Genomic DNA, 11507 nt, shown 5'->3' on the forward strand with positions numbered 1-11507 from the left:
AACAAACGAACCGGATTCCAGCTTCAGCGTCGTGAGGTCACAGATAGCAAGCAGTTCTGCCGGGAGATGCAGCTCCATAAAATCCCGGGCTATCTCCGGCTGCGTCAGGAATTGCCTGAATGTCGCATCGTGGGGCGTGGGTGTAGTATTTTTCTTTTTCATCAATCCAGGCTCTGAAAAATGGCTCTGTTATAGTATCACAGGCAAAAAATGCTAACATTGGCGCAGAAGGCAATTGCGATTCCTTATTCCCTGGTAGTCGCATCTGCAATAACCATAAAATTACAATGGTTTAACATCTGGAATAACCTTATAATCCATGTTCCTTTTCATGTCTTAAGTTTAAGCTGGAGGTTATATGGAGTTCAGTCGCAGGCAGTTTTTCCGTATCTGCGCGGGTGGCATGGCAGGAACCACTGCTGGATCTCTCGGATTTTTATCCACTTTTTCAGTTCAGGCTGCAACCCGGCAATACAAGTTGTTAAAAGCAAAAGAGACCCGTAATAACTGTACTTATTGTTCAGTGGGCTGCGGCATGCTGATGTACAGCCTGGGCGATCATGGTAAGAATGTTACGCAAAATATTTATCATGTTGAAGGCGATCCGGATCACCCGGTGAGTCGGGGTTCCTTATGCCCCAAAGGTGCCGGAGTACTTGACTATATCCACAGCAAAAATCGCCTGATGTACCCGGAGTATCGGGCTCCGGGTTCCAATAAATGGCAACGAATAAGCTGGGATGACGCCATCAACCGTATTGCCCGGCTGATGAAAGATGACCGAGATGCCAATTTTATTGAACGTAATCCGCAGGGCGTGACCGTCAATCGCTGGACAACTACCGGTATGCTGTGCTCATCAGCAGCCAGTAATGAAACCGGAATTCTGGACGGCAAATTCGCCCGTGCGCTGGGGATGGTTGCCATCGATTGTCAGGCGCGCCTGTGCCACGGACCGACTGTTTCTGCGCTGGCGCCGACCTTCGGACGCGGTGCAATGACCAACAACTGGGTAGACATTAAAAACGCTAATGTGGTGCTGATCATGGGGGGTAATGCCGCCGAAGCGCATCCGGTTGGCTTTAAGTGGGTAGTGGAAGCGCAGACTAAAAACGATGCAACAGTGGTGGTGGTCGACCCACGTTTTAACCGTAGTGCTGCGGTGGCCGACCTGTATGCCCCAATCCGTGCCGGCTCTGATGCCGCATTCCTGCTGGGCATAATTCATTATCTCATTGAACATAATCGTGTACAGCACGAATACGTGCGCCATTACACGAACGCAGCCATGATTGTCCGCGAAGACTATGCCTTTAATGATGGATTATTCAGCGGTTATGATGCAGAAAAACGCCAGTATGATAAATCGAGCTGGTTTTACCAGCTCGATGAACAGGGCCATGCGTTACGCGACACCACCCTGAACCACCCACGCTGCGTCTGGAATCTGCTGAAAATCCACGTTTCACGCTATACGCCGGAACTGGTTACCCGTTTGTGCGGTACCCCAATAGAGGATTTCGAGCGTATCTGCGAAATTCTTGCCAGTACCAGCGTACCTGACCGCACAGCGACTATTTTGTATGCCCTGGGCTGGACGCACCATACGGCTGGCGCGCAGATTATCCGCACTGCCGGTATGTTACAACTACTGCTGGGGAATATTGGCATGGCGGGAGGCGGGGGAAATGCCCTGCGCGGCCATTCAAATATTCAGGGGTATACCGATCTGGGTCTGCTGTCCACGAATCTGCCCGGCTACATGCCGTTGCCGTCGGAAAAACAGCCCGACTACCAGACCTATATCAGCCAGATTATGCCGCCAGCTCTGGGGATGAATGAAGTTAACTACTGGCAAAATACGCCAAAGTTCTTTGTCAGTATGATGAAAAGCTTTTGGGGCGATCACGCTACCGCCGATAATAACTGGGGATACGATTGGTTACCCAAATGGGATCGCCTCTACGATGTTATGACTCAGGTAGAGTTGATGTATGCAGGAAAAATCAATGGCTACATTGTTCAGGGGTTCAACCCGCTGGCAGCATTCCCGGATAAGAACAAGTCCTCTGCTGCACTGGCGAAACTCAAGTACATGGTGGTGATTGATCCGCTGGTCACTGAGTCCTCTAATTTCTGGCAGTATCATGATGAGATGAACGACGTCAACCCGGCAGATATTCAAACTGAAATATTCCGTCTTCCGTCATCGTGCTTCGCTGAAGAGAACGGTTCTATTGCCAATTCAGGACGCTGGCTGCAGTGGCACTGGGCTGCATCGGAACCGCCCGGGGAGGCTCTGCACGATGGCAAAATTCTCGGGCGTCTGTTTATGCGTCTGCGCGAACTGTACCGTGATGAGGGTGGTGCTAACCCGACACCGCTGTTAAACATGTCCTGGGATTATAAAGACCCCTGCGATCCGCACCCCGAAGAGGTCGCCAGAGAAGCGAACGGTATGGCAACGCGCGATCTGCTGGACGATCAGGGTCAGGTTATTGTCAAAAAAGGCCAGCAACTCAGCAGCTTTGCACTGTTACGTGATGATGGTTCAACCAGTAGCTTCTGCTGGATCTACTGTGGCAGTTGGACAGAGCAGGGGAACCAGATGGCGAATCGTGATAACAGCGATCCCTACGGTCTGGGATGTACGCCTGGCTGGGCCTGGTCGTGGCCGGCTAACCGGCGCATTCTGTATAATCGTGCTTCAGCCGATCCTCAGGGTAAACCCTGGGATGCCAGACGACCTTTATTGCGCTGGGATGGCTCACGCTGGGCAGGGATGGACGTTGCTGACTACAGTCAGGCCGCGCCGGGCAGCGGTGTCGGGCCTTTTATCATGAACCCTGAGGGTGTTGGACGGCTGTTTGCTATCGACAAGATGAACGACGGTCCGTTTCCAGAGCACTACGAACCCATCGAATCACCGATCGGTACCAATCCATTACACCCCAATGTTGTCTCCAGTCCGGTAACGCGCCTGTTTGACAGCGACAAGTCAAATATGGGCAATGCGCAGGATTTCCCTTATGTGGCAACGACCTATTCAATTACCGAACTGTTCCGCCACTGGACCAAACATTCTCTGGTGAATGCTATTGTTCAGCCCGATCAGTTTATTGAGATCGGCGAAGGACTGGCCCTGGAGAAGGGTATCGTCCATGGTGATGTGGTTAAAGTCACCTCGAAACGCGGCTTTATTAAAGCTAAGGCGGTGGTAACCAAACGTCTGCGGACTCTGACCATTGACAGCAGGCGAGTTGATACCATTGGTATTCCGTGCCACTGGGGCTTTGAAGGGGCAACGCGTAAAGGCTTTCTTGCCAATACCCTGACCCCGTCCGTTGGCGACGCCAACTCACAGACGCCGGAGTATAAGGCGTTTCTGGTCAACATTGAGAAGGCGTAGGGAGCGAAGCTATGTCCATGCAATCACAAGACATTATCAGGCGTTCGGCAACTAACCCGATGACACCACCACCACAGGCGCGCGACTTTAAAGAAGAAGTCGCCAAGCTGATTGACGTTTCAACCTGCATCGGCTGTAAGGGCTGCCAGGTGGCCTGTTCAGAGTGGAATGATATCCGCGATACTGTGGGTGAGTGCACTGGGGTATATGACAACCCCATCGACCTGAGTGCCAAATCCTGGACAGTGATGCGATTCAGCGAAACCACGCAAAATGGCAAACTGGAATGGCTTATCCGCAAGGATGGCTGTATGCACTGCGTACACCCCGGCTGTATGAAGGCCTGTCCGTCTGCCGGGGCAATCATCCAGTATGCCAACGGTATTGTCGATTTTCAGTCTGAATACTGTATCGGCTGCGGCTATTGTATCGCCGGCTGCCCGTTCAATATTCCGCGCCTGAATAAGGACGACAACAGGGTTTACAAATGCACCCTGTGTGTCGATCGTGTCAGCATCGGCCAGGAGCCGGCCTGTGTAAAAACCTGTCCCACCGGCGCTATTCATTTCGGCACTAAAAAAGCGATGCTGGAACTGGCTGAACAGCGCGTCACGCAGCTGAAAAAGCGAGGTTTCCAGCATGCCGGTATTTACAATCCGCAGGGTGTCGGTGGTACTCACGTAATGTACGTATTGCACCACGCCGAACAGCCGGATTTATATCATAATCTGCCGAAAGATCCGCATATTGATCTGCCTGTCAATCTGTGGAAAGGGATACTCAAGCCGCTGTCGGCCGCAGGCTTCATCGTCACTTTTGCCGGGCTGATCTTCCATTACATCGGCGTCGGGCCGAACGAAGAGGTGAATGAAGATGAGGAGGATCGCCATGAGTAAGCCGAGCAAAATGATTGTCAGAACTAAATTTATTGACCGGGCCTGTCACTGGACGGTAGTAGTTTGCTTCTTTCTTGTGTCGCTCTCCGGTATTGCGCTTTTCTTCCCGACACTGCAGTGGCTGACAGAAACCTTCGGTACACCGCAGATGGGACGCATTCTACACCCATTCTTTGGGGTACTGATCTTCATCGCCCTGATGTTCATGTTTGTACGTTTTGTGCGTCACAATATTCCGGATCGTCACGACTGGCCGTGGATGAAGGGGATTATCGAGGTACTCAAAGGTAATGAACATAAGGTGGCGGATGTCGGGAAATATAACGCTGGGCAAAAAATGATGTTCTGGAGCATCATGAGTCTGATTTTTGTGCTGCTGGTAACCGGCGTCATTATCTGGCGACCATACTTTGCGGACTATTTCCCGATGCGGATGATACGTTATAGTCTGCTGCTCCATGCCACAGCAGCCATCATCCTGATCCATGCAATCCTTATCCATATTTATATGGCATTTTGGGTAAAAGGGTCGATTAAAGGGATGATCGTTGGCAAGGTCAGCCGCCGCTGGGCGCAAAAGCATCATCCGCGCTGGTACCGTGAAGTGGAAAAGAATATACCGGTGGATAAGCCATAACGGTAGCAATAGGTAAAAAGGTTATTGTAAAAGGGCAGGCTGTTGTCTGCTCTTACATAGTAATACTGGGAGCAGAATTTATGATCTAAGATGTGTAATTCATAGACATCGTTTCTGATAGTAGATGTTTTTGATGGAGTTCAGCCAGGACTATGTGGTCTGAGCAATCGTAAAAAATGGTAGTATATTCCCCGGAGGAAATATGGACAAATGAACGAGCTGAATCGCCACAGGTTTAACAGACACCTCAAAGTCATTTAAGATGGCTTAAAGAGAGGTACCCATGAGCAATAAGCGTTATCCCGAAGAGTTTAAAATTGAAGCAGTCAAACAGGTTGTTGATCGCGGTCATTCTGTTTCCAGTGTTGCAACACGTCTCGATATCACCACTCACAGCCTTTACGCCTGGATAAAGCAGTACGGTCCGGATTCTTCCACTCATAAAGAACAGTCAGATGCTCAGGCCGAGATCCGCCGTCTCCAGAAAGAGTTGAAGCGGGTTACCGACGAACGGGACATATTAAAAAAAGCCGCGGCGTACTTCGCAAAGCTGTCCGACTGAGGTACGCCTTTATCCGTGACAACACCAGTTGCTGGCCTGTTCGACTGCTCTGTCGCGTGCTGGATGTTCATCCCAGTGGCTTTTACGCCTGGCTTCAGCAGTCGCATTCACAACGCCATCAGGCAGACCTGAGACTGACAGGACAGATTAAACAGTTCTGGCTGGAATCGGGATGCGTCTATGGCTATCGCAAGATCCATCTGGATCTGCGGGACAGCGGGCAACAGTGCGGAGTCAACAAAGTCTGGCGACTGATGAAGCGCGCCGGGATAAAGGCTCAGGTCGGATACCGGAGCCCGCGGGCACGTAAAGGCGAGGTCAGTATCGTGACGCCCAACAGGCTCCAGCGGCAGTTCAACCCGGAGGCACCGGATGAACGTTGGGTGACGGACATAACCTACATCAGGACCCACGAAGGCTGGTTGTATCTTACCGTGGTTGTTGAGCTGTTCTCACGCAAGGTTATCGGCTGGTCAATGCAATCCCGGATGACAAAGGACATTGTTCTGAACGCACTGCTGATGGCTGTATGGCGGCGTAATCCTCAAAAAAAGGTGCTGGTTCATTCTGATCAGGGCAGCCAGTACACAAGCTATGAGTGGCAGTCGTTCCTGAAATCACACGGTCTGGAAGGTAGCATGAGTCGTCGCGGTAACTGTCACGATAATGCGGTTGCAGAAAATTTTTTCCAGCTGCTGAAACGTGAGCGGATAAAGAAAAAGATCTACGGAACGCGGGCAGAAGCCCGCAGCGATATTTTTGATTACATTGAAATGTTTTATAACAGCAAACGACGGCATGGTTCGAACGATCAGATGCCACCAACTGAATACGAAAACCAGTATTATCAACGACTCGGAAGTGTCTAGGTTATCCGTGGCGATTCAGGTTAATTTTTTGAATACAGGTTCAGTTCGTTAATAATGCACTCAGGTTCTTCACGCAGAGGCATATTGTCTATGTCCAGAACCCCATCATTTTTTTGTGGATTATCAGACTGTAGGTCTGCAAACAGTGGGGTAAGATCCTGCTGTGCTTCGCCTCGCTCAGCTACCAGCTCGAACGTTTTATTTTTTGCCTCGTCGTGGGTCAGGGCACTGACCAGAACCGCTGCGATTTGCTCCCGGGATATCACACCATCTTCCGGTGTTCCCGCATGGCGACGATCTCCCTGAAGCATAACGATTCTGTGTTCATCATCATTGTTGTAATCAAACCAGCCGGGCCTGACGATGGTATAGGGGTGACCGCTGGCCCTGACCAGACGCTCGGCACGTCTTTTCCAGTCATGAACCTCAGTGCGTTGATTCCAGGTGCTGAGCCGCTCAGTCACGCCAATCGTGGTCATCAGGCTGATACGAACAGGCGTATTCTTGAAAATTCGTAAAATATTACGTACTCCGCCGTAATCGATCGCTCTGGCACCAATACGACCCTGACCATCGGAACCGAGCGTGAAGATGATGGCATCAATATTTTTCGGCAATTCGGTGAGTGTTTCCGGCATTGAAACATCGCCGTAAAAAGCCTCTGTTCCACGAGGAAGCAATTTTACTTTGCGTTTATTTCTGACGAGCGCTACAGGCTGATGGCCCATTTTGATAGCAGTGTTGACGACATGAAGGCCAATACTTCCTGTCGCCCCTGCAACAAGTATTCTCATGATAAACCTACTGATAATTCAGACTTATTTTTGATACGGTCAGAATATCAATTATCATTAATGTCAGTAATGGGGCTAAAATGATTGTGTCTATGAACACCCTTCATGAGTACGCGATGAAGGGAATGCCCCCATAAGGAAATCGCCGATGCTCAAAGAAAATTTCAACGAACTGCAAATCTTTCTTGTGGTGGCAAGGGAGCGAAGTTTTACCAAAGCAGCGGGTAAACTGGGCGTTTCTCAGTCTGCACTCAGCCACGCGATGAAGGCCCTGGAGGAAAGGCTGAATATTCGCCTTCTGACCCGCACGACCCGAAGCGTTGCCCCTACGGAAGCCGGTGAGAGAATTATTGCCTGCCTTGAACCTCGCATTGCCGATCTTGAACAGGAACTGGAATCGCTTGTTCAACTGAACGGCACCGCCTCCGGCAATATCCGTTTATCTGCCGGGGAGCATGCCGCGCGAAGTCTGGTATGGCCGAAGCTAAAACCCTTCCTCAGGGAATATCCCGAAATTAATCTCGAACTGGTGGTTGATAACGGCTTTGTCGATATTGTTGAGGGGCGTTTTGATGCCGGGATCCGCCTTGGCGAAAGTGTGGATAAGGATATGATTGCGGTAAGAATTGGGCCGGATATGAGAATGGCTGTGGTAGGAGCGCCGTCTTATTTCGCTGCAAATCCTGCACCTGAAACGCCGCACGAGCTACAAAATCATCGGTGTATCAATATGCGCCTGCCGACAGCCGGTGGGCTTTACCACTGGGAGTTTGAGAAGGAGGGGAAACCGTTACGTGTCAGAGTAGAAGGGCAGGTAACCTTTAATCTGCAGGCGGAACGAATTGATGCGGCGTTATCCGGTTTTGGTATCGCCTGTATACCTGAAGACAGGGTGCAGGATTATATAAATTCAGGAGAGCTTATCCAGATTCTGCAGGACTGGTGTCCGTCTTTCCCCGGATATTACCTCTACTACCCGAGCCGCAAGCAGCATCCGCCTGCTTTTGCGCTGATGATCGATGCACTTCGCTACCAGGAATAACGGGTCCGCCAATTGCAGCGGACCCGTCCGGGTATTAACGGCCTACGCGAGCCTGGTGCTCAGGAGAGTAACGTTCGCCGACGATTTTAATCGTTTCAAGCGCCTGGGTTATCTGTCGCGAGTCATCCTGAGAAAGGATGATGTCGGCGGCCCCCAGGTTTTCCTCCAGCCGGTGCAGTTTCGTAGTTCCAGGGATAGGCACAATCCACGGCTTTTGTGCCAGCAGCCACGCCAGCGCGATTTGTGCAGACGTCACACCTTTCTCTGCCGCCAGTTCACCCAGCAATGAAACCAGCTTTTCATTGGCTTCAATCGCCTGCTCGGCGAAACGCGGCACTGTACTGCGGTAATCATCCTTCCCAAAAGTGGTTCCTGGCTTAATCGAGCCCGTCAGGAAGCCTTTGCCTAATGGGCTGAAGGGCACAAAACCAATACCCAGTTCCTCCAGCAACGGCAGGATCTCCTGTTCAGGCTCGCGCCACCACATTGAATATTCGCTTTGCAGGGCAGTGACAGGTTGTACGGCATGCGCACGACGAATGGTTTGCGCGCCCGCTTCGGACAGACCGAAATGTTTAACTTTACCTTCAGCGATCAGGTCCTTCACTGTTCCCGCAACATCTTCAATCGGGACGTCCGGATCGACACGGTGTTGATATAGCAGGTCAATGACATCAGTGTTAAGACGTCGTAATGATCCTTCCACCGCTTCACGGATATGCTCCGGACGGCTGTTTAAAATCTGCTGCTTGTTGTCGTCGCCAAAAGTAAAACCAAACTTGGTGGCGATGACCACGCGGTCAAGAAATGGTTTTAAGGCTTCACCGACAACCTCTTCATTGAGGAAGGGGCCATACACTTCAGCGGTATCGAAGAAGGTGACGCCACGTTCAACCGCAGCGCGAATGAGCTCGATAGCCTGACGGGTATCGGTGGCCGGGCCATAGCCGTGGCTTAAACCCATGCAGCCGAGCCCAAGCGCGGAGACTTCGAGTCCGGATTGACCCAGATAACGTTTTTGCATTGAATGAATACCTCTTTTATCGTGACTTAAACATCCAGTTTGCGGCCAGTCAGCCATTCCACCATTGCCGGGTCACGGTGAGAGAAGAAGGCGCTGGTAGCGGTGTCGAGGGCGGCAATTTGCAGCATATCTTCAGCGCTGAGTTCAAAATCGAGTATGTTGATGTTCTCTTCCATGCGTTCTTTGCGCACCGATTTCGCCAGCGAAACGATACCTCGCTGGAAGATCCAACGCAGCACAACCTGGCCCACGCTTTTGCCGTACTTCTGGCCTATTGCCGTTAACACGGGATGCTGGAACAGACCATTTTTTCCCTCAGCAAACGGTGCCCAGGCTTCCGGCTGAATGTTACGGCTCTGGTTCCATGGAACGGCATGCAGCTGCTGATTGAAGGGGTTAACCTCAATCTGGTTCACCGCAGGGGCAACTTTGTTGAAGGCGATAAGGTCGGCCAGTCGGTCAGGATGGAAATTGCTGACACCAATGGCGCGAATTTTGCCTGCCTGCTGCAGTTCTTCCATAGCACGCCATGCTCCATGGACATCGCCATAAGGCTGGTGAATCAGATACAGGTCGACGTAATCAAGTTGCAGCCGATTCAGGGAACGTTCGAACTGGGCTTTAGCGCCTTCGTAATTGGTATCCTGTAGCCAAAGTTTGGTCGTTACAAAGAGCTCGTTACGGGCGATACCGCTTTGTTTCAGTGCGTTCCCGACCTGGGTTTCATTCTGGTAAGACGCGGCGGTATCGATCAGGCGGTATCCCGTATCGATGGCATCAATAACGGCTCTTTCGCATTCAGCGGCATCAGACATCTGAAACACACCAAAGCCCAGCAGGGGCATTTCAATCCCGTTGTTCAGTTTTACAGTTTGCATGACGTTATCCTTCAGCTGTTGTGTTGGAAAAGCATAACGCAAACTGATTTATTCGATTAGATGGGGTAATTAGCTAGGGTTTATTAGATGTGTTCATTAATTTAGAAGGGGCTGAAGGTCGGCTTTGTGCCACATATAGATGTTGTGGCTGTCTCCGCAACAGCAAGTCCTAAATCCAAGTGTTGAACTCTTGCAATTAACGGCCGATGATAAGAAAAGAATAAAGTAAAATCGCTCAGAACCTTCGCTGTTAAATTTTATGAGCTTTTTGCCAGAAGAACGTCTTTCCAAAGCCTATGTAATGCATTTAGAGGGAGTTTTATGTATTTATCAAAACTCGGAATCCGCAACTTTAGAAATTTTGAGGCGGCTGATATTCCCCTGGCAGGTAATGACCTTCCCCCAGTATTAGATACAACCATCAGTTAGTAATGTCGGTTTGTTTACCTTCACATTTTCCATTCCGCCACCGTGCTGCAAACTCTGATGGCGTCTGATAATTCAGTGCTGAATGTGGACGACATTCGTTATAATCCTGCCGCCAGTCATTAATGACTTTCCTTGCGTGAACGATATCACTGAACCAGTGCTCATTCAGACATTCATCGCGAAATCACCCGTTAAAGCTCTCAATAAATCCGTTCTGCGTTGGCTTGCCCGGCTGGATTAAGCGCAGCTCAACACCATGCTCAAAAGCCCATTGACCCAGTGCGCGGCAGGTGAACTCCGGCCCCTGGTCAGTTCTTATCGTCGCCGGATAGCCTCGAAACAGTGCAATGCTGTCCAGAATACGCGTGACCTGAACGCCTGAAATCCCGAATGCGATGGTAATTGTCAGGCACTCCTTCGTGAAGTCGTCCACACAGGTCAGGCACTTGATCCTGCGACCGGTGGCGAGCGCGTCCATGACAAAATCCATCGACCAGGTCAGGTTGGGCGCCGCCGGGCGGAGCAGAGGCAGACGTTCTGTTGCCAGCCCTTTACGACGCCGTCTGCGTTTTACGCCCAGCCCTCTAAGATGATAAAGGCGGTACACGCGCTTGTGATTGACATGAAGGCCCTCACGGCGCAGTAACTGCCAGATGCGGCGGTAACCAAAACGCCTGCGCTCCAGTGCCAGCTCAGTGATGCGCCCTGATAAATGCGCATCAGCCGCCGGACGCTGAGCCTCATAGCGACAGGTCGACAGGGACAAGCCTGTAAGCATGCAGGCACGACGTTGCGACAGACCGGTCGCATCACACATCAATACCACGGCTTCCCGCTTCTGGTCTGTCGTCAGTACTTTCGCCCCAGGGCCACCTGAAGTGCCTCCTTATCCAGCATGGCTTCGGCAAGCAGCTTCTTGAGTCTGGCGTTCTCTTCCTCAAGCGACTTCAGGCGCTTAACCTCGGGC

At 51.1% G+C, this 11507-nt stretch carries 9 protein-coding genes and 1 pseudogene; 5 read left to right on the plus strand and 5 right to left on the minus strand.

Annotated elements, in window-relative coordinates:
• The coding region (locus tag AQ981_RS26670) for an Rpn family recombination-promoting nuclease/putative transposase (protein ID WP_161969192.1) at positions 1-162 on the minus strand (162 nt) is incomplete at its 3' end.
• 196 nt (positions 163-358) lie between these two features.
• Between AQ981_RS26670 and fdnG the strand changes: the two genes are divergently transcribed.
• The 4 genes from fdnG (at position 359) to AQ981_RS24880 (ending at position 6373) form a co-directional block, all read left to right on the plus strand.
• Positions 359-3409 (plus strand): formate dehydrogenase-N subunit alpha, encoded by a 3051-nt coding sequence (gene fdnG / locus AQ981_RS24860; RefSeq protein WP_071609019.1) that lies wholly within the window; start codon positions 359-361, stop codon positions 3407-3409.
• Between the two features lie 11 nt (positions 3410-3420).
• The gene (gene fdxH / locus AQ981_RS24865; RefSeq protein WP_058914450.1) at positions 3421-4305 is read left to right on the plus strand and encodes a formate dehydrogenase subunit beta; all 885 of its coding nucleotides are present in this window, start codon (positions 3421-3423) and stop codon (positions 4303-4305) included.
• Positions 4298-4942 carry a formate dehydrogenase-N subunit gamma gene (fdnI, locus tag AQ981_RS24870; RefSeq protein WP_058914451.1) on the plus strand — a complete coding sequence of 215 codons (645 nt, stop codon included), beginning with the start codon at positions 4298-4300 and terminating at the stop codon, positions 4940-4942. Before fdxH ends, fdnI begins: the two co-directional genes overlap by 8 nt.
• A gap of 283 nt (positions 4943-5225) precedes the next feature.
• Positions 5226-6373, plus strand: a protein-coding gene (locus AQ981_RS24880; RefSeq protein ID WP_121500738.1) for an IS3 family transposase whose coding sequence is annotated in 2 segments (ribosomal slippage) — positions 5226-5463 and positions 5463-6373 — 1149 coding nt in all. Because the reading frame shifts where the segments join, the coding sequence is not laid out codon by codon here.
• A 20-nt stretch (positions 6374-6393) separates the two neighbouring features.
• Here the strand turns inward: AQ981_RS24880 and AQ981_RS24885 are convergent.
• The gene (locus AQ981_RS24885; RefSeq protein WP_058914454.1) at positions 6394-7167 is read right to left on the minus strand and encodes an SDR family oxidoreductase; all 774 of its coding nucleotides are present in this window, start codon (positions 7165-7167) and stop codon (positions 6394-6396) included.
• Positions 7168-7315: 148 nt separating this feature from the next.
• On the opposite strand from AQ981_RS24885, the gene AQ981_RS24890 reads away from it, so the two are divergent.
• Positions 7316-8209: a LysR family transcriptional regulator gene (locus tag AQ981_RS24890; RefSeq protein WP_038423571.1), complete on the plus strand. Its 894-nt coding sequence runs from the start codon at positions 7316-7318 to the stop codon at positions 8207-8209.
• 34 nt (positions 8210-8243) lie between these two features.
• Here AQ981_RS24890 and AQ981_RS24895 read toward each other — a convergent pair whose 3' ends face one another.
• From AQ981_RS24895 to AQ981_RS24905, 3 genes and pseudogenes are all read right to left on the minus strand, one after another.
• The gene (locus AQ981_RS24895; protein ID WP_058914455.1) at positions 8244-9233 is read right to left on the minus strand and encodes an aldo/keto reductase; all 990 of its coding nucleotides are present in this window, start codon (positions 9231-9233) and stop codon (positions 8244-8246) included.
• A 26-nt stretch (positions 9234-9259) separates the two neighbouring features.
• Positions 9260-10111: an aldo/keto reductase gene (locus AQ981_RS24900; RefSeq protein WP_058914456.1), complete on the minus strand. Its 852-nt coding sequence runs from the start codon at positions 10109-10111 to the stop codon at positions 9260-9262.
• A gap of 421 nt (positions 10112-10532) precedes the next feature.
• A pseudogene (locus tag AQ981_RS24905) lies at positions 10533-11507 on the minus strand (IS3 family transposase); the annotation flags it as partial.

This window comes from Entomohabitans teleogrylli (assembly GCF_001484765.1).
Lineage (GTDB): Bacteria > Pseudomonadota > Gammaproteobacteria > Enterobacterales > Enterobacteriaceae > Entomohabitans > Entomohabitans teleogrylli.

Bases quoted from the DNA above. Each gene is read 5' to 3' on its own strand.
- AQ981_RS24900 (WP_058914456.1), bottom strand. From the start codon at position 10,111: ATGCAAACTGTAAAACTGAACAACGGGATTGAAATGCCCCTGCTGGGC.
- fdnG (WP_071609019.1), top strand. From the start codon at position 359: ATGGAGTTCAGTCGCAGGCAGTTTTTCCGTATCTGCGCGGGTGGCATG.
- AQ981_RS24895 (WP_058914455.1), bottom strand. From the start codon at position 9,233: ATGCAAAAACGTTATCTGGGTCAATCCGGACTCGAAGTCTCCGCGCTT.
- fdxH (WP_058914450.1), top strand. From the start codon at position 3,421: ATGTCCATGCAATCACAAGACATTATCAGGCGTTCGGCAACTAACCCG.
- AQ981_RS24890 (WP_038423571.1), top strand. From the start codon at position 7,316: ATGCTCAAAGAAAATTTCAACGAACTGCAAATCTTTCTTGTGGTGGCA.
- fdnI (WP_058914451.1), top strand. From the start codon at position 4,298: ATGAGTAAGCCGAGCAAAATGATTGTCAGAACTAAATTTATTGACCGG.
- AQ981_RS24885 (WP_058914454.1), bottom strand. From the start codon at position 7,167: ATGAGAATACTTGTTGCAGGGGCGACAGGAAGTATTGGCCTTCATGTC.